17 protein-coding genes and 4 tRNA genes are annotated in these 17,502 nt (G+C 71.3%); 11 read left to right on the forward strand and 10 right to left on the reverse strand.

Annotated elements, in window-relative coordinates; genetic code table 11:
- Nucleotides 1-50: 50 nt before the first annotated feature.
- The 3 genes from BFL37_RS00565 to BFL37_RS00575 form a co-directional block, all read right to left on the reverse strand.
- Nucleotides 51-125: transfer RNA gene (locus BFL37_RS00565), tRNA-Val, on the reverse strand.
- Nucleotides 126-138: 13 nt separating this feature from the next.
- Nucleotides 139-209: transfer RNA gene (locus tag BFL37_RS00570), tRNA-Cys, on the reverse strand.
- Between the two features lie 50 nt (nucleotides 210-259).
- Nucleotides 260-331, reverse strand: a tRNA-Gly gene (locus BFL37_RS00575).
- A 280-nt stretch (nucleotides 332-611) separates the two neighbouring features.
- Here BFL37_RS00575 and BFL37_RS00580 point away from each other — a divergent pair.
- Nucleotides 612-684, forward strand: a tRNA-Val gene (locus tag BFL37_RS00580).
- Between the two features lie 31 nt (nucleotides 685-715).
- On the opposite strand, the gene BFL37_RS00585 is transcribed toward BFL37_RS00580, so the two are convergent.
- Complete coding sequence (locus tag BFL37_RS00585) at nucleotides 716-1,675, reverse strand: sugar-binding transcriptional regulator (protein WP_086513248.1); 960 nt, start codon at nucleotides 1,673-1,675, stop codon at nucleotides 716-718.
- A 108-nt stretch (nucleotides 1,676-1,783) separates the two neighbouring features.
- On the opposite strand from BFL37_RS00585, the gene BFL37_RS00590 reads away from it, so the two are divergent.
- Together BFL37_RS00590 and BFL37_RS00595 are read left to right on the forward strand one after the other, a co-directional pair.
- Nucleotides 1,784-3,544 (forward strand): glycerol-3-phosphate dehydrogenase/oxidase, encoded by a 1,761-nt coding sequence (locus BFL37_RS00590; RefSeq protein WP_086513249.1) that lies wholly within the window; start codon nucleotides 1,784-1,786, stop codon nucleotides 3,542-3,544.
- A 110-nt stretch (nucleotides 3,545-3,654) separates the two neighbouring features.
- Entirely contained in the window at nucleotides 3,655-4,146 is a 492-nt protein-coding gene (locus BFL37_RS00595) for a glutathione peroxidase (protein ID WP_086513250.1), read from the forward strand.
- Nucleotides 4,147-4,167: 21 nt separating this feature from the next.
- On the opposite strand, the gene BFL37_RS00600 is transcribed toward BFL37_RS00595, so the two are convergent.
- Complete coding sequence (locus tag BFL37_RS00600; protein ID WP_086513251.1) at nucleotides 4,168-4,683, reverse strand: mycothiol transferase; 516 nt, start codon at nucleotides 4,681-4,683, stop codon at nucleotides 4,168-4,170.
- A 93-nt stretch (nucleotides 4,684-4,776) separates the two neighbouring features.
- Between BFL37_RS00600 and BFL37_RS00605 the strand changes: the two genes are divergently transcribed.
- Nucleotides 4,777-5,193, forward strand: coding sequence for a YchJ family protein (locus BFL37_RS00605; protein ID WP_086513252.1), 417 nt, complete (start codon nucleotides 4,777-4,779; stop codon nucleotides 5,191-5,193).
- Between the two features lie 23 nt (nucleotides 5,194-5,216).
- Here the strand turns inward: BFL37_RS00605 and dhaM are convergent, their stop codons facing one another.
- Genes dhaM through dhaK form a run of 3 tightly spaced genes read right to left on the reverse strand, consistent with a single transcriptional unit; the run spans nucleotide 5,217 to nucleotide 7,606 of the window.
- Nucleotides 5,217-5,951: a dihydroxyacetone kinase phosphoryl donor subunit DhaM gene (gene dhaM, locus BFL37_RS00610; RefSeq protein ID WP_086513253.1), complete on the reverse strand. Its 735-nt coding sequence runs from the start codon at nucleotides 5,949-5,951 to the stop codon at nucleotides 5,217-5,219.
- Nucleotides 5,948-6,601, reverse strand: coding sequence for a dihydroxyacetone kinase subunit DhaL (gene dhaL / locus BFL37_RS00615; RefSeq protein WP_086513254.1), 654 nt, complete (start codon nucleotides 6,599-6,601; stop codon nucleotides 5,948-5,950). Before dhaL ends, dhaM begins: the two co-directional genes overlap by 4 nt.
- A gap of 3 nt (nucleotides 6,602-6,604) precedes the next feature.
- On the reverse strand, nucleotides 6,605-7,606 hold the full coding sequence (dhaK, locus tag BFL37_RS00620) for a dihydroxyacetone kinase subunit DhaK (protein ID WP_086513255.1): 1,002 nt from the start codon (nucleotides 7,604-7,606) through the stop codon (nucleotides 6,605-6,607).
- A gap of 225 nt (nucleotides 7,607-7,831) precedes the next feature.
- Between dhaK and BFL37_RS00625 the strand changes: the two genes are divergently transcribed.
- Both BFL37_RS00625 and glpK read left to right on the forward strand, forming a co-directional pair.
- Complete coding sequence (locus BFL37_RS00625; RefSeq protein ID WP_172403701.1) at nucleotides 7,832-8,638, forward strand: MIP/aquaporin family protein; 807 nt, start codon at nucleotides 7,832-7,834, stop codon at nucleotides 8,636-8,638.
- A gap of 27 nt (nucleotides 8,639-8,665) precedes the next feature.
- The gene (glpK, locus tag BFL37_RS00630) at nucleotides 8,666-10,183 is read left to right on the forward strand and encodes a glycerol kinase GlpK (RefSeq protein WP_086513256.1); all 1,518 of its coding nucleotides are present in this window, start codon (nucleotides 8,666-8,668) and stop codon (nucleotides 10,181-10,183) included.
- A 95-nt stretch (nucleotides 10,184-10,278) separates the two neighbouring features.
- Here glpK and BFL37_RS00635 read toward each other — a convergent pair whose 3' ends face one another.
- On the reverse strand, nucleotides 10,279-11,040 hold the full coding sequence (locus tag BFL37_RS00635; protein ID WP_086513276.1) for an SOS response-associated peptidase: 762 nt from the start codon (nucleotides 11,038-11,040) through the stop codon (nucleotides 10,279-10,281).
- Nucleotides 11,041-11,087: 47 nt separating this feature from the next.
- On the reverse strand, nucleotides 11,088-12,143 hold the full coding sequence (trpD, locus tag BFL37_RS00640) for an anthranilate phosphoribosyltransferase (RefSeq protein ID WP_086513257.1): 1,056 nt from the start codon (nucleotides 12,141-12,143) through the stop codon (nucleotides 11,088-11,090).
- A gap of 79 nt (nucleotides 12,144-12,222) precedes the next feature.
- Between trpD and ctaE the strand changes: the two genes are divergently transcribed.
- The 5 genes from ctaE to BFL37_RS00665 all read left to right on the forward strand — a co-directional run bounded on the left by ctaE (nucleotide 12,223) and on the right by BFL37_RS00665 (nucleotide 17,499).
- Nucleotides 12,223-12,861, forward strand: coding sequence for an aa3-type cytochrome oxidase subunit III (gene ctaE, locus BFL37_RS00645; RefSeq protein ID WP_086513258.1), 639 nt, complete (start codon nucleotides 12,223-12,225; stop codon nucleotides 12,859-12,861).
- A 26-nt stretch (nucleotides 12,862-12,887) separates the two neighbouring features.
- On the forward strand, nucleotides 12,888-13,688 hold the full coding sequence (qcrC, locus tag BFL37_RS00650) for a cytochrome bc1 complex diheme cytochrome c subunit (protein ID WP_086513259.1): 801 nt from the start codon (nucleotides 12,888-12,890) through the stop codon (nucleotides 13,686-13,688).
- A gap of 45 nt (nucleotides 13,689-13,733) precedes the next feature.
- Complete coding sequence (gene qcrA / locus BFL37_RS00655) at nucleotides 13,734-14,843, forward strand: cytochrome bc1 complex Rieske iron-sulfur subunit (protein WP_086513260.1); 1,110 nt, start codon at nucleotides 13,734-13,736, stop codon at nucleotides 14,841-14,843.
- The gene (gene qcrB, locus BFL37_RS00660; protein ID WP_431305842.1) at nucleotides 14,824-16,458 is read left to right on the forward strand and encodes a cytochrome bc1 complex cytochrome b subunit; all 1,635 of its coding nucleotides are present in this window, start codon (nucleotides 14,824-14,826) and stop codon (nucleotides 16,456-16,458) included. Before qcrA ends, qcrB begins: the two co-directional genes overlap by 20 nt.
- A gap of 114 nt (nucleotides 16,459-16,572) precedes the next feature.
- On the forward strand, nucleotides 16,573-17,499 hold the full coding sequence (locus tag BFL37_RS00665; RefSeq protein WP_086513261.1) for a putative RNA methyltransferase: 927 nt from the start codon (nucleotides 16,573-16,575) through the stop codon (nucleotides 17,497-17,499).
- Nucleotides 17,500-17,502: the final 3 nt, after the last annotated feature.

Here is a 17,502-nt window from a genome sequence, read left to right on the forward strand (position 1 = left end):
GAAGGTCACCCGGGAAAAGGAGAAGGCCCCGGTCTCCCGGGGCCTTCTGGTGGTGAGCGATACTGGGATCGAACCAGCGACCTCTTCCGTGTCAGGGAAGCGCGCTACCGCTGCGCCAATCGCTCATGCACTTGCTCGAGGTGGGGACGGGATTTGAACCCGCGTGGACGGCTTTGCAGGCCGCTGCCTCGCCTCTCGGCCACCCCACCACCGGTGGTTCCCACCTTGTGAAAGGGGACCCCTCTCGGGGCCCCTGTCGAGCGGATGACGAGATTCGAACTCGCGACCCTCACCTTGGCAAGGTGATGCGCTACCACTGCGCCACATCCGCATTTCACTCGCTCGTCCCCGGCTTCCCGGCGACCCTGCGTGCTCGATGACTCTAGCCGATCTCCCGGCGCCGGTGCAAAACGACGCCCGCCGGACGGGCCTCTGCGCCTGGTCCACGCGCCGTTCGCCCCGTATTCACGCGGATCCGCCCGACGCGGGCATCGCGGCGACCCGGGCGTGTCGCGCCGGAGCCCGCCCCGGAGCGCCCGCCCGGCCCCCGGTGACCGCGACCGGCTCCGCGGTATGGCATCATGGACCCGCACCGTCCGCGGTGCGAGCACGGGCGATTGGCGCAGTTGGTAGCGCGCTTCCTTCACACGGAAGAGGTCATCGGTTCGAGTCCGGTATCGCCCACCGTCATCTCCCTCACCCGCTCCTGCGACCGTCACTGCAGAAGCGCGCGGGCCGTCCCCTCGTCGAGGACGATGTCCGTCACGAGCCCCGCGGCCAGCGCGCCGCGCACGCTCCGCACCTTGGACGCGCCGGCGACCACGCAGACGCGTCGCGGCGCCCTCCGGATCGTCGCCAGGTCCGGTCCGCTCGCTCGCGCGTTGATGGCGATGTCCGCCGAGGAGCCGTCCTCCCGGAAGAAGACGGTCGAGACGTCGCCCACGACGCCGTCCGCGTCGAGCGCCCGCTGGTCGGACCGCTCGAGGTACCCGCCCGAGTAGACGTGGCTCGGGACAAGCGCCACGGGGGATCCGACGCCGAACAGCACCATGTCCATCCGCTCCTGGAGCTCGAGCACGCGCTTCGTGCTCCGCTCCCGCCACAGCGCGAGCTTCGTGGCCGGGTCGTCGAAGAAGGCCGGCACGGGGAACTGCTGCACGGTCGCGCCGTAGGCCTGGCCGAAGCGGCGGAGGATCTCGCTCGCGTACATGATCCCCGTGGTGCGCACGTTGCCCGCTCCGTTGAGCTGGACCACGAGGGTGTTGTGCGTCGGCTTCGGCACGAGGTACCGGCTGACGGCGCTCACGGTCGAGCCCCACGCGACGCCGACGACCATGTTCGAGTCGACGTACTGGGTGAGCATCCGTGCAGCCGAGAGCGCGACGCGGTCCACCCGGTCGACGTCGCTCGTCTGGTCGGGCACGGGCACCACGTGCGCCACCACGCCGTAGCGCTCGTGCAGCTGCTCCCCCAGCACCGTGGCGAGGTCGAGCGGCGAGCGGATCTGGATGTCCACCAGCCCCGTCTCCCGGGCGAACGAGAGGAGCCGGGACACCGACGAGCGGCTCGTGCCGAGCTCCCGCGCGATGGCCTCCATCGTCAGGTCCTGCATGTAGTAGAGGTGCGCCGCGCGCAGCGCGTCCTGGGTGCGCTCGTGCGCGATGCCGTCGACCATCCGGTCATGCTTGCACATCCGTGCACGGGCTTCGCATGATCCGTTCGCGGGCGGATGATTGGCGCAGAGCACGCGCACCACGCACGCATCAACAGAGAGAAGCTCCTCGTGACCCAGTCGAAGAAGACCGACCTGCGGGACAACGTCGCCCGCATCCACGACCGCCCGAGCGCCCAGGTGCTCGTCATCGGCGGCGGCATCAACGGCATCGCGACGTTCCGCGACCTCGCGCTCCAGGGCGTCGACGTCGTGCTCGTCGAGCGCGCCGACTACGGCTCGGGCGCCTCGGCGGCGAGCTCCCACATGATCCACGGCGGCATCCGCTACCTCGAGAACGGCGAGTTCCGCCTCGTCCGCGAGTCCGTCGAGGAGCGCAACGGCCTGATCCGCATCGCGCCGCACTACGTCAAGCCGCTGCAGACGACGATGCCGATCTTCTCCACCTTCTCCGGCATCCTCAACGCGCCCCTGCGCATGATCACCCACAAGCAGCGCTCCACGAAGGAGCGCGGCGCCCTCCTCATCAGCGTCGGCATGACGCTCTACGACTCCTTCTCGCGCGACGGCGGATCCGTGCCGCGGCACCGCTTCCGCATCGGCAAGGCGGCCCGCGAGGACATGCCCGCGCTGAACAAGGACGTGAAGTTCACCGGCACCTACTACGACGCCTCCGTGCACGAGCCGGAGCGCCTCGCGCTCGACGTGCTGAAGGACGGCCTGGCCGCGGGTGACCACGCCCGCAGCGCCAACTACCTGGAGGCCGTGGGCGTCGCCGACGGCGGCGTGAAGCTGCGCGACGTCGTCTCGGGCACCGAGTTCGTCGTGACGGCCGACGTCGTGGTCAACGCGTCCGGCCCCTGGACCGACCTCACCAACGAGGCCATGGGCGGCGACACGAGGTTCATGGGCGGCACCAAGGGCTCGCACATCGTCGTCGACAACAAGGAGCTGCTCGAGGCCACCAAGGGCCGCGAGATCTTCTTCGAGAACAACGACGGCCGCATCGTCCTCATCTACCCGCTCAAGGGCCGCGTCCTCATCGGCACCACGGACATCGACGCCGACCCGAGCGAGCCGGCCGTCTGCACCGAGGAGGAGGTCGACTACTTCTTCGACCTCGTCAAGCACGTGTTCCCGCAGATCGAGCTGAACCGCGACCACATCGTGTACCGCTACTCGGGGATCCGCCCCCTGCCGCGGCACGAGGACACCGCACCCGGCTTCGTCTCCCGCGACTACCGCATCGTGGAGACCGAGATCGACGGCCTGCCGGACGCCAAGGTGCTGAGCCTCGTCGGCGGCAAGTGGACGACGTTCCGCGCCCTGTCCGCGCACCTCTCGACCGAGGCCACCACGCGCCTCGGCGTCGAGCGCTCGGTCGACACGACCGGCATGCCCATCGGCGGCGGCAAGGACTTCCCGTCCTCCAGCACGGCCCGCGCCCGGTGGATCGCCACGCAGGCCGCTCGCGCCGAGGGCATCGGCACCGAGCAGGTCGACCGCCTGCTCAACCGCTACGGCACGCGCGCCACGAACGTGATCGACGTCCTCTCCGGACAGCCGTCGACGCCGCTCGCGACCGACCCGCAGCTCACGCGGGCCGAGATCGCGTACTTCGCCACGCACGAGGACGCGGTGCACCTCGCCGACGTCGTCCTCCGTCGCACGAACCTCGCGTTCGTCGGCGGCGTGACCCACGAGATGCTCGCGGAGATCGCGGACGTGCTGCAGGAGGCGCTCGGCTGGAGCGGCGACGAGCGCGACGCGGAGATCCAGGACACCGTCGACACGCTGCTCACCTACCACGGCGTCGATGTGGGCACGACGAAGGTGTCCGCGGACGCGACCGTCGCGGAGTTCGCGAACTAGCGCGACGCACCGCGGATCCGATCCGCGCCCGGGAGGCCGGTCGCCATGTGGCGGCCGGCCTCCCGCCGTCCGGGGAGCCGCTGTCAGGGGACGGGGCTACGTTCAGGGCCATGACGCATCCCCGGCTCGACGAGATCCCGCTCACCACCCTCCAGGGCGAGGCCACCACGTTCGGCGCGTACGCCGACAAGGTCGTGCTCGTCGTCAACGTCGCCTCGCGCTGCGGCCTCGCTCCCCAGTACGAGAAGCTCGAGCAGCTGCAGCGCGCCTACGGGGAGCGCGGGTTCACGGTCATCGGCTTCCCGAGCAACCAGTTCCTGCAGGAGCTCGGTTCCGCCGAGGCCATCGACGAGTACTGCTCCACCACCTGGGGCGTCACCTTCCCGATGATGGAGAAGGTCAAGGTCAACGGCCGGTCGGCGCATCCGGTCTACGCGGAGCTCACGAAGACGCCCGACGCGGACGGCAGGGCCGGCCGCGTGAAGTGGAACTTCGAGAAGTTCGTCGTCACGCCGTCCGGCGCCGTGCACCGCTTCCGGCCCACGGTCGAGCCGGATGCGCCCGAGATCGTGTCGCTCATCGAGTCCGAGCTGCCCGCCTGAGCGCGACGGCCGGCCCGGGTCTCAGCGGCGACGCGCGACGAGGCCCGCGAGGTAGGCCGCCTGGCCGGCGTGCTGCAGGTCGTCGGAGAGGACGCTGACGAGGCGTGCGCCGAGCGTGACCGGAGGGGTCCAGTCCTCGTCCACGACGCGGTCCAGCTCGGCGTCGTCGAGCCCCGCGAGGTACGCGAGCGTCGCGGACTGCACGGCGTCGAGGTACCCGAGGAGCAGCTCCGCGGTGACGCCCTCGAGCGCCGCGACGTCCTCGGACGACTGCGAGTAGCCCGTCGCCGACTCGGCGAACGGGAGGGCGAAGTGGTCGGCCCATCCGCCGCTCCTCCAGGTCTGGTCGCGGCCGGCGACGTCGGCGACCTGCGCGTCCTGGACGCGGGCGAGGTGCCAGACGAGCCAGCCGATCGAGTTGGCCTCGGGATCCGGGCGGACGGCGAGGTCCTCGGGGTCGAGGCCCTCGACGGCGTCGCGGACGATTTCGGCGATGCGCCCGTAGGCGTCCACGAGCAGGTCGGTCGCAGGGGTCATGGTGCTTTCCTCGGGTCGTGGTGCGGGCGGTCCGCGTCGGCGGCCGCCCTCCCATCCTGCTCCCGGCGGGCTCCGGCGTGCGAGGCTCGGAGCATGACGCGCCTCTCCCCCGACGCCCCCTGGTCCACGCCGGACGACGACGCGTGGTGCCCGTGCACGAGCGGCGATCCGTACGGCGCGTGCTGCGGTCCGCTGCATCGGGGCGACGCGTCGGCCCCGACCGCCGAGCGGCTGATGCGCTCCCGCTTCGCCGCCTACGCCCGGGGTGACGCGGCGTACCTCGCGCGCAGCTGGCACCCGTCGACGATCCCGGAGGAGATCGAGCTCGACGCGTCCGTCCGCTGGTTCCGGCTCGCGATCCACCGGACCGCGCTCGGCGGCCCCGGCGACGCGACGGGCGTCGTCGACTTCGAGGCGTCCTTCCGGCACGACGGGCAGCGCGGCAGCCAGCGCGAGGCGAGCCGCTTCGTGCGGCAGGCCGGATCCTGGGTCTACCTCGACGCCCTCTGACCGGCGCGCGACCGGGCCCGCGGTCAGGCCTCGCCGAACCCCGACTCGACGAGCTCGACCAGCGCGGTCACCGCCTCCTCCGCGTCCTCGCCCGTCGCCTCGATGACGACGTGGGCGCCGCGGGTGAGCCCGAGGGCCATGACGCCGAGGAGCGACGCGGCGTTCTGGCCGTTGACGGTGATCGCCGCGGAGTAGGCGGACGCGCGCGTCACGAAGTCGGCCGCGGGGCGGGCGTGCAGGCCGTCGCGGTTGACCAGGGTGGCCTCTCCGCGCACGGTGCCCCCGCCTCCGGAGGGTGCGGGCTCGGTGCCGTCGGCGCGCGGTTCAGGGGCGAGGCCGGCGTCGGCGTCCTCCGACGCGTCCGCGCCGGCGGCCGAGGACGCCGCGGCGGCCACCTCCTCGAGGGACCCGCCCGTCTCGGCGGCGACCGCGGCCGCCACCGCGCCCTCCACCAGCGGTGCGCGCACGACGACGACGCGCGCGGCGGCGTCCTCGTCGAGGAGGTCGACGGCCGTCTCGGCCGTGAGGTACGCGGATCCGAGGTCGGCGAGGACCACGACGCCGTCGCCGCCCTCCGCCTCGGCGAGAGCGGCCTGGACCACGTCGAAGCTCGTGCCGATGCCCGCATCGTCGCGCGTGCCGTCGCCGGATCCGCCCGCGGGCACGAGCGCGACGGTCGGCGCCATCTGCCGCGCGAGGTCGACGAGCCCGTGCGCGATCAGCGCGCTGTGCGAGACGAGGACGAGGCCGACGCTCACGAGGCGCCCCCGTCGGCGTCGCGGGCGGTCGTCGCCGCCGCGCGCAGGATGAGCGCGGACGACTGCGCACCCGGGTCGCGGTGGCCGACGGCGCGCTCGCCCAGGTACGAGGCCCTGCCCTTGCGGGCGACGAGCGGCTCCGTCGCCTCGGCGCCGCGTGCAGCGGCGTCGGCGGCGGCCTGGAGGGCGTCGGCCGGGCTGGATCCCGCGTCCGCGGCAGCGCGAGCGGCCTCGGCGGCGGGGCCCCACGCGTCCACCATGGTCTTGTCGCCGCGCTCGGCCTTGCCGCGGAGGACGATGCCGCCCACCGCCGCCTCGAGGAGGTCGGCGATCGCGGACGCGTCGAGGTCGGCGCGACCCGCGACGGCCGCGGCGGCCTTGAGGTACGCCGTCCCGAGCAGCGGGCCGGAGGCGCCGCCGACCGTCGAGATGAGCGTGGTGGCCACGGTCCTCAGCGCATCGGCCGGCGTGCCGTCGACGTCGGGCGCGGGGAGCTTCGCGACGACGGCGCTGAATCCGCGGTCGAGGTTCTCGCCGTGGTCGCCGTCGCCGATCTCGCGGTCGAGGGTGATGAGCTCACCCCGCTGGTCGGCGATGACGCGCGCCGTCTCCGTGATCCAGGTGACGACCCAGTCGGTCCCGAGTGCCATGAGCTACCTCCCCCACCGCAGCGCGGCGGTCTGCACGGGCGAGTCCCACAGGTCGACGAGCTCGTCGTCGAGCAGCAGCACCGTGAGGGACAGTCCCTCCATGTCGAGGGCCGTGACGAAGTCTCCCACGAGGCTGCGGGCGACGGTCAGGCCCGCCTCCTCGAGCACGGCGGCCGCACGACGGTAGGCGATGTACAGCTCGGAGAGCGGCGTCGCGCCCATCCCGTTCACGAGCAGCAGCACGCGGCTGCCGGCCGGCGCGGCCAGGTCCTCGAGCACCGGGTCGAGGAGGCGCTCGACGACGGCGTCCACGGGCTCGAGCGGCAGCTTCACGCGGCCGGGCTCGCCGTGGATCCCGATGCCGATCTCCATCTCGTCGTCCTCCAGCGCGAAGCTCGGCTCGCCGGCGTGCGGGACCGTGCACGCGCGGATGGCGACGCCCATGCTGCGCACCTGCCCGATCACCCTCTCGGCGATGGCCGCGACGGCGTCGAGGTCGTCCCCGCGCTCGGCGGCGGCGCCGGCGATGCGCTCCACGAGCACCGTCCCCGCGACGCCGCGGCGGCCGGCGGTGTACAGCGAGTCGGTCACGGCGACGTCGTCGTCGACCACCACCGTCCGCACGCGCACGCCCTCCGCCTCCGCGAGCTCGGCCGCCGTCTCGAAGTTGAGGACGTCGCCCGTGTAGTTCTTCACGATGTGCAGCACGCCCGCACCTCCGTCGACCGCGAGGGTGGCGGCGACGACGGGATCCGGCGTGGGGCTCGTGAACACGGGTCCCGGGACGGCGGCGTCGAGCATCCCGTGGCCCACGAAGCCGGCGTGCAGCGGCTCGTGGCCGCTGCCGCCGCCGCTGACGAGCGCGACGCGCCCGGGACGGGTGGGCTCGGCGCGCCGGACGAACAGCGGGTCGGCGCTCAGCTCCACGATGTCGGGATGGGCGGCCGCGAAGCCGGCGACGGCCTCCTCGGCCACCGCCCTCGGGTCGTTGATCAGCTTCTTCACGGCCGGCTCCTCGCGGGTCTCGGGCGACCGGACGACGGCCGCGCACCGAGCCGGATCGAGCGACGGGACTCGGTCGGCGGCGACTCGGGTGTGAGGCCAACATACGCCCGGTGCGAGGCGATCGGGCGGTCCCGGCGGGCCCGTCCGGCGGACCGGATCCGTCCGGTCGACCGCTCGTCACCGGCCGGGACCCGGTCACGTCGGCACTAGATTGGATCCACCGCGATGATGCGGCAGAGGTCGTACCCGCGCCTCGACGAACGATCGGAGCACCACGCAGTGGATCTTGGAGTCATATTCCTCTCGGAGACGGTGGGCACCGCCCTCCTCGTCCTCCTCGGATGCGGAGTCGTGGCGAACGTCGCGCTCGTCAAGTCGAAGGGGCTCGCCGGCGGCACCCTCATGGTCAACTTCGGCTGGGGCCTCGCGGTCTTCGCCGGTGTCACCGTCTCGTACGCGTCCGGCGCGCACCTCAACCCGGCCGTGACGCTGGGCCTCCTGTCGGCCGGCAAGATCGAGGACGTCGCGAGCGTCCCCGTCTACATCCTCGCCCAGATGGTCGGCGCGATCATCGGCGCGGTCTTCTGCTGGCTCGCCTACAAGCAGCACTTCGACGAGGAGCCCGACGCGGCCACCAAGCTCGGCGTGTTCTCGACCGGCCCCTCCATCCGCAACTACGGCTGGAACCTCGTCACGGAGATCATCGGCACGTTCGTGCTCGTCATCGTGATCCTCGGCTTCAGCCTCGCCAACAACCCCGACGCCGACGCGGCCACCCCCGCGGGCCTCTCGGCGCTCGGCGCGATCCCCGTCGCCCTCCTCGTGGTCGGCATCGGCGCGTCCCTCGGCGGGCCGACCGGCTACGCCATCAACCCGGCCCGCGACCTCGGGCCCCGCATCGCGCACGCGATCCTCCCCATCAAGGGCAAGGGCGCCAGCGACTGGTCCTACGCCTGGGTCCCCGTCGTCGGTCCCGCCATCGGCGGCGTGCTCGCCGGCCTCGCGTCCTACGCGCTGCTCCCCATCCTCTAGAACCCCGAACCTCATAGGAGAGACCACATGAGCGAGAAGTACATCGTCGCCATCGACCAGGGCACCACCAGCACCCGGGCCATCGTCTTCGACCACAGCGGATCCATCGTGTCCACCGGCCAGCTGGAGCACGAGCAGATCTTCCCCCGCGCCGGCTGGGTCGAGCACGACCCCATGGAGATCTGGCGCAACACCCGCGAGGTCATCGGCCAGGCGCTGTCCAAGGCGGACATCACGCGCCACGACGTCGAGGCCGTGGGCATCACCAACCAGCGCGAGACCGCCGTCGTGTGGGACCGCACCACCGGCAAGCCCGTCTACAACGCCATCGTCTGGCAGGACACCCGCACCCAGAAGATCGTCGACCGCCTCGCGGCCGACGGCGGCGTCGAGCGGTTCAAGCCCACCGTCGGGCTCCCGCTCGCCACCTACTTCTCCGGCACGAAGATCGTCTGGATCCTCGAGAACGTCGACGGCGCCCGCGAGAAGGCCGAGGCCGGCGACCTCATGTTCGGCACGACCGACACGTGGGTCCTCTGGAACCTCACCGGCGGCACCGACGGCGGCGTGCACGTCACCGACGTGACCAACGCCTCCCGCACCCTCTTCATGGACCTCGAGACCCTCCAGTGGGACGACGAGATCCTGAAGGCGTTCGACGTGCCGCGCTCGATGCTCCCCGAGATCAAGAGCTCCTCCGAGGTCTACGGCGTCGTCGAGTCGTCCAGCCTCCTCCGCGAGGTGCCCATCGCGGGCATCCTCGGCGACCAGCAGGCGGCCACCTTCGGCCAGGCGGCGTTCGACCAGGGCGAGTCGAAGAACACGTACGGCACCGGCAACTTCCTGATCTTCAACACCGGCACCGACATCATCCACTCGCAGAACGGCCTCCTCACGACGCTCGGCTACAAGCTGGGCGACGCGGAGCCGCACTACGCGCTCGAGGGATCCATCGCGGTCACGGGCTCGCTCGTCCAGTGGATGCGCGACAACCTCGGCCTCGTGTCGAGCGCCGCGGAGATCGAGACGCTCGCGGCGACGGTGGAGGACAACGGCGGCGTGTACTTCGTCCCCGCGTTCTCCGGCCTCTTCGCGCCGTACTGGCGCTCGGACGCCCGCGGCGCGCTCGTCGGCCTCACGCGCTTCGTCAACAAGGGCCACATCGCGCGCGCGGCGCTCGAGGCGACGGCCTTCCAGACGCGCGAGGTGCTCGACGCGGTCAACGCCGACTCCGGCGTCGACCTCACGGAGCTCAAGGTCGACGGCGGCATGATCGCGAACAACCTGCTCATGCAGTTCCAGGCCGACATCCTCGGCGTCCCCGTCGTCCGCCCCGTCGTGGCGGAGACCACCGCGCTCGGCGCCGCGTACGCCGCCGGCCTCGCCGTCGGGTTCTGGAAGGACCTCGACGACCTCCGTCAGAACTGGCAGGAGGACAGCCGCTGGACGCCGGACATGGACGACGCCGAGCGCGAGCGCCAGCTGCGCCTCTGGAAGAAGGCCGTCACGAAGACCTTCGACTGGGTCGACGACGACGTGCAGTAGACCGCATCCGCACGATCCGCACGCCCCGTCGCCCCAGGTGACGGGGCGTGCGGCGTCACCGGACGGCCGCGCCGGAGCCGCCGCGCGACGGCGGGTCAGATCAGCGTCGGCTGCCCGTCGTCCGCAGGCGCGTCGTCGGCCGGCGCGTCGGACAGCGGCTCGACGAGGTCCGGCCCGTCGTTCCGCACGCTGTTGACGCGCGTCGAGACAAGCCGCGGCACGAGATGGGGCTCTGGCAGCGAGCCGAGCAGGTGGCGCACGTCGTCGACCGCGCTGGTCCCCGCGTCCAGCCACTCGTCCAGCCGGTCCCGGGGCACGATGAGCGGCGTGCGGTCGTGGATGCGCCCGAGCGCGTCGCTCGCCGCCGATGTGATGATGGCGAGGCTGCGCAGCCAGGCGCCCGGCTGCCCCTCGGCGACGGCGGGATCCCGCCAGTGCTCGTACACGGCGGCGAACGCCAGCGGCCGCTCGTCCTCGCCGTGCAGGTACACCGGCTGCTTCCCGGACGCGGTCGCCTGCCACTCGTAGTACCCGTCCGCCGGCACGACTGCCCGCCGCGTGAGGACGGCCTTCCGGAACGTGGGCTTCTCGGTCACGGTCTCGATGCGCGCGTTGATGAGCGGGGCACCCTGCACCGCCTTCGCCCACGGCGGGACGATCCCCCACCGCGCGCCGGTCAGCACCCGACGGACCTCCCCCTCCGCGTCCCCGTGCGGACGACGGTCCGCCACCATGCGGACCGTGGTCGTCGGCGCGACGTTCCACGAGGGCGGCGGGCCGTCCCCCTCGACGTCGTCGACCGCCCAGTCCCCGACGAGATCGCCCGTCGCCCGCGCCACCACGAATCTCCCGCACATGCGTCCATCATCCGCCGCGCGCACGACATCGACGGCGGCGATGCGGATCAGACGCGCGTCGCGGCCGCCCACTCCGCGAGCTTGGCGGCGGCGCGGCCGGAGTCGACGGCATCGGCGGCGACGGCAAGCTTGTCGCGGAGCCTCCGGGTCATGGGCTGCTGCACACGGGCCGGGTCCCCCATCAGGTCGAAGGCCTCGAGGCCCGCCGCCGCGTTCAGCAGGATCACGTCGCGCTGCGGGCCGGGCTCGCCGGCGAGCACGCGGCGGATGACCTCGGCGTTCTGCTCCGGCCCCTCGCCGAGGAGCGCCTCGATGGGCGCCCGCGGGATCCCGAGCTCCAGCGGGTCGAGGTCGTGCTCGGTGACCGCGCCCCGGCTGACCTCCCAGATGTGGCTGTGCCCTGTGGTCGTGAGCTTGTCGATCCCGTCGTCGCCGCGGTACACGAGCGCGGTCGCCCCGCGGGTGCGGAAGACGCCCACCATGAGCGGCACGCGCGAGAGGTCGGCGACCCCCACCGCCGACGCCTCGGGGCGCGCCGGGTTGCAGAGCGGCCCGAGCACGTTGAACAGCGTCGAGATGCCGAGCTCGTGGCGGGTGGCCGCGGCGTGGCGGAAGCCCGGGTGGAAGAGGGCGGCGTGCGCGTACGTGATGCCGGTCTCGCGGAGCACGGCGGCGACCCGCTCGGGCGGGATGCTCAGGTCGATCCCGAGGGCCGTCAGGGCGTCGGAGGCGCCCGAGGCGGAGCTCGCGCCGCGGTTGCCGTGCTTGATGACGGGGACGCCCGCGGAGGCGGCGATGACCGAGGCCGCCGACGAGATGTTGAGGACCGCGCCGTAAGGGTCCCCTCCCGTCCCCACGATGTCGAGGGCACGGGGATCCGCGTCGAGCGGCACGGCGTCCTCGAGCACGGCGTCGCGGAAGCCGACGATCTCGTCCACGGTCTCGCCCGCCGCCCGGAGGGCGACCAGCAGGCCGCCCAGCTGCGCCGATGTGGCCTCCCCGCGCATGACCTGGCGCATCGCCCAGGTCGCCTCCGCCACGGAGAGATGGCGTCCCTCGATCAACGTCGTGATGAGCGCGGGCCAGGTGGGGACGGAGGGCATGGCGATCAGCCTAACGAGCGCCTGGATCGGATCTCACGGGCGGCCCGGGTGGGCGTGGGCGTCGTCGGCCTAGGTCATAATGGAACCTGTGACGACCACCTCAATCTCCCCAGTATCGACCGCGCCGGTGGTGAACCGGCCGAACACGGTCGCCGTCGGCACCATCGTGTGGCTCGGCAGCGAGGTGATGTTCTTCGCGGGTCTCTTCGCGATCTACTTCACCCTCCGCTCGACGTCCGGCGCCCAGTGGGAGTTCGAGGCGGGACGCCTCAACGTGCCCTTCGCGCTCGTGAACACGCTCATCCTCGTGGCGAGCTCCTTCACGTGCCAGTTCGGCGTCTTCGCGGCCGAGCGCCTGCAGGCGCGCTCCACGGGATGGAAGCCCAGCCAGTGGGGCACGGTCGAGTGGTTCTTCCTCACCTACGCCCTCGGCGCGATCTTCATCTGCGGTCAGATCCTCGAGTACGCCACCCTCGTCACCGAGGGCATCACGCTCGGCAGCAACGCCTACGGCTCGGCGTTCTACATGACCACCGGGTTCCACGGCCTGCACGTCACCGGCGGCCTCATCGCCTTCCTCCTCGTCATCGGCCGCATCTTCGCGGTCCGGTCGATGGGGCACCGGGAGGCGACGAGCGCCATCGTCGTGTCCTACTACTGGCACTTCGTCGACGTGGTGTGGATCGGGCTCTTCCTGGTCATCTACGTCCTCAAATAGCACCGAGCGGGAGCAACAACCACAGCATGAGCACCAAGACAGCACGCGCCCGTCGCACCGGTCGCCGCAGCCCCCTGACCACCGTCGCCCTCCTCGCGATCGGCCTGCTCTTCACGGGCGGCGCCTACGCGCTGATCCAGTCGGGCACCGCGTCGGCCGAGGTCGACCTCAAGTCCGCACAGACCATCGACGAGGGCCAGAAGCTCTTCGGCTCGAACTGCGCGACCTGCCACGGCATGGACGCCACCGGCACGGGCGTCGCCCCGAGCCTCATCGGCGTCGGCGCGGCGTCGGTCGACTTCCAGGTCGGCACCGGCCGCATGCCGCTGCAGGCCACCACGGTGCAGGCGGAGGAGAAGCCCACGCAGTTCACCGACACGCAGGTCAAGGAGCTCGCGGCGTACGTCGCCTCGCTAGCCCCCGGCCCCGCCATCCCGGACGCCCAGTACCTCGACGGAGAGGGCGACGCGGCCAACGGCGCCGAGCTCTTCCGCATCAACTGCGCCATGTGCCACAACGTCGCCGCGGCCGGAGGCGCCCTCACCGAGGGCAAGTTCGCCCCCAGCCTCGAGGGCGTGGACCCGGTCCACATCTACGAGGCCATGGTCACCGGCCCGCAGAACATGCCGGTCTTCAACGACACCAACATCTCCCCCGAGGACAAGCGCGACATCATCACGTCGCTGCAGTACATCGAGGAGAACAGCACCGTCGGCGGCGCGAACCTCGGCGGGCTCGGCCCGGTCTCCGAGGGGCTCTTCATGTGGATCTTCGGCCTCGGCGGCATCGTCGCCCTGACCGTGTGGCTCACGGCCCGGTCCAACTGACGCCCGCATCGATGACCCGCATCAGAATCCAAGAGAGGCACGCACATGGCACACGACGATAAGGACGAGTCGGGCGTCGTCCCCGCGGGCTACGACGCCGGCGAGCTCGAGGCCGCAGGCCGCGACGTCGTGCTCCCCGGCGGCACCGCCGTCGCCACCCGCGACGCCTTCCAGAACCCCGGCTTCCCGGAGCACCGACTCCGCGTCACCGACAAGGACCCCAAGAAGGCGCAGACCGCCGAGCGCGTCGTCTACACGTGGTTCTACCTGTCGATCGTGGGCAGCGTCTTCGCCATCGGCGCGTACTTCGGCTTCCCGATCTACGCGGACGACCCGGGCAGCGTCCGGCTCAACAACCTGTTCCTCGGCGTCGGCATCGCCCTCGCGCTGCTGAGCCTCGGCATCGGCGCGATCCACTGGTCGAAGGCGCTCATGAGCGACCACGAGCTGATCGACGAGCGGCACCCGCAGGGCGGCTCGCCCGCCACGAAGGCCCGCGCCGTCGAGGTCTTCGCGCAGGCCAACGAGGAGTCCGGCTTCGGTCGTCGGTCACTCATCCGCAACAGCCTCATCGGCGCCCTCGTCGCCTTCCCCCTCCCGGCCGTGATCCTGTTCCGCGACCTGTACCCGGGAAGCGCCGAGGAGCCCGCCTCCGCCCTCAGCCACACGCTGTGGAAGGAGGGCGAGGTGCTCACCCGCGATCCCTCCGGCACACCCATCAAGGCGTCCGACGTCACGATCGGCTCCGCGTTCCACGTCATCCCCGCCTCCCTCATGGAGCTCGAGGAGGGCAAGCTCGAGGAGAAGGCCAAGGCCGCGGTGCTCCTCATGCGCCTGCGTCCCGAGGACCTCATCGAGACGCCGGAACGCAAGGGCTGGTCGTACGACGGGATCGTCGCCTACTCGAAGGTCTGCACGCACGTGGGGTGCCCGGTGGCCCTCTACGAGCAGCAGACCCACCACCTGCTCTGCCCCTGCCACCAGTCCCAGTTCGACGTGACCAACCACTGCGAGGTCATCTTCGGACCGGCCAAGCGGCCCCTGCCGCAGCTGCCCATCGCCGTCAACGACGAGGGCTACCTCATTGCACAGAGTGATTTCACCGAGCCCGTAGGGGCGAGTTTCTGGGAGCGTCGTGGTGACTACAACAGCTGATCCGACCACGACGGGCGCCACCGCGCCCGCCGCCAAGAGCGGGGGCGGCTTCACCGCCGCCGCCGCGACCTACCTCGACGAGCGCACCAGCGTCAGCGTCGCCGTCAAGGAGTTCGGGCGGAAGATCTTCCCGGACCACTGGTCCTTCATGCTCGGCGAAGTGGCGCTCTACAGCTTCGTCGTCATCCTGCTGACGGGTTCCTGGCTGACCTTCTTCTTCGACCCGTCGATGGCCGAGACCCACTACGAGGGCTCGTACGCGCCCCTCAAGGGCGTCGAGATGTCGGTCGCCATGTCCTCCTCCCTCGACATCTCGTTCGACATCCGCGGCGGACTGCTCATGCGGCAGATCCACCACTGGGCGGCTCTGCTGTTCGTGGCGTCCATCGGCCTGCACATGCTGCGCATCTACTTCACGGGTGCCTTCCGCAAGCCGCGCGAGCTCAACTGGTTCATCGGCTTCGTGCTCTTCATCCTCGCGATGGCCGAGGGCTTCACCGGCTACTCGCTCCCCGACGACCTCCTCTCCGGCAACGGCCTGCGCATCATCGACGGCATGGTCAAGGGCATCCCGGTGGTCGGCACCTGGATCTCGTTCCTCCTCTTCGGCGGCGAGTTCCCGGGCACCGCGATCATCCCGAGGCTCTACACGCTGCACATCCTGCTGCTGCCGGCGATCCTCGTGGCGTTCCTCGCGCTGCACCTGCTGTTCGTGGTCGTCCACAAGCACACCCAGTTCGCCGGCCCCGGCCGGACGAACGAGAACGTCGTCGGCGTGCCGGTCCTGCCGACCTTCGCGGCCAAGGCGGGCGGGTTCTTCTTCGTCGTCTTCGGCGTGATCGTCGTGATGGCCTCGTTCTTCACGATCAACCCGATCTGGAACTACGGCCCGTACGACCCCTCGCCGGTGTCCGCCGGTACCCAGCCCGACTGGTACATCGGCTTCGCGGACGGCGCCCTGCGCCTCGTGCCGCCGGGACTCGAGTTCGTGCTGTTCGACCACACATTTTCGTTCAACATCATCCTGCCGCTCGTCATCCTGGGCGGGTTCATCGCGCTGGTCGCGTTCTACCCCTTCATCGAGGCGTGGATCACGGGCGACAAGCGCGAGCACCACATCCTCGACCGCCCGCGCAACGCTCCCACGCGCACCGCCATCGGTGCCGCCGGCGTCACGTTCTACGCGGTCCTCTGGTCCGCCGCGAGCTCCGACCTGATCGCCACCCACTTCAAGGTGTCGATGGAGGGCGTCATCCACACGCTGCAGGCCCTGCTGATCCTCGGACCGGTCATCGCCTACCAGGTCGCGAAGCGCATCTGCCTGGCGCTCATGAAGAAGGACCGCGAGATCGCCCTCCACGGCGTCGAGTCGGGCCGCATCGTGAAGCTGCCCGGCGGCGAGTTCATCGAGGTGCACGAGCAGCTCGACGAGTACGAGCGCTGGCGCCTGGTCAGCTACGACGACTACAAGCCGCTCATGATCCGCCCGGACAGCCGTGGACGCATCACGGTCAACCAGCGGGCTCGCGCGGCGCTCTCGAAGTGGTTCTTCGAGGACCGGATCTCCCCGGTCACCACGAAGGACGTCGAGCGCAGCCACGGCGACCACCACTAGCACCACCCGTTCGCGCTGAGGCGCAGCACCCGAGAGCCGGTCCGGCGAAGCTGGACCGGCTCTCCTGCGTCTACCCTCCCCCGCACCGACGACGACGCACGCAGAGGAGTGCCCATGGATCTCGCCCGCCTCGCCGGCTGGCTCCGATGCCCCACCTGCGCCGAGGATCTGCACCCCGCTCCCCCGCTCTCGCTGCGTTGCGCGCGCGGTCACTCGATGGACGCGAACAAGAGGGGGTACGTCTCCCTGCTGCCCCCAGCGACCCGCGTCAGCGGCGACAGCGTCCCTATGCTGGACGCACGGGCCCGCTTCCTCGCCCTGGGGCACTACGCGCCCATCGTCGATGCGCTGGCCGCCGCCGTCCTGGGCGCGGAGCCCGCGCACGACGTCGACCCGGCGCTTGAGGGCACGCTCGTCGGACCCCGCATCGTCGACGCCGGATGCGGCACCGGCTTCTACCTCCACGAGCTGCTCGACCGGATGCCCGGTGCGGTGGGGCTCGCGGCAGACCTCGCCCCCGCGGCCGTCAGCGCGGCAGTACGGGGCCGTCACGACGTCGACGGGGTCGTGGCCGACACCTGGTCAGGCCTCCCCCTGCGTGACGCATCCGCGGATCTCCTCCTCGACGTCTTCGCCCCGCGCAACATGACCGAGTTCCACCGCGTACTCGCCCCGTACGGCCGTGTCGCGATCGTCGCGGCGGGCACTGACCATCTCGCCGAGCTCCGGGCGGACGGCCGCGCGGTGGGCGTCCAGCCCGACAAGCGCGAGCGGATCCTCGCATCCGCCGACGGCCTCTTCGAGGTGGAGTCGGAGACGCGGGTGAACGCCCCTCTGGAGCTGACCGGCGCGGAGGTGGATCTCCTCCTCGGGATGGGGCCGTCGGCCCACCACGCCCCGGAGCGGGCCACCGGACAGCAGCCGCCCTCCGCCGCCGATGCCGGCCTTGCGTCCATCCCGGCGCGGGAGGTATGTCAGGTCGTCACGCTCGACGTCATGGTGCACGTGCTCCGTCGCCGTGAGGCCCGCGACTCGTCCTAGGCC

The sequence above is a fragment of the Clavibacter michiganensis genome (assembly GCF_002151125.1).
GTDB classification, from domain to species: domain Bacteria; phylum Actinomycetota; class Actinomycetes; order Actinomycetales; family Microbacteriaceae; genus Clavibacter; species Clavibacter michiganensis_C.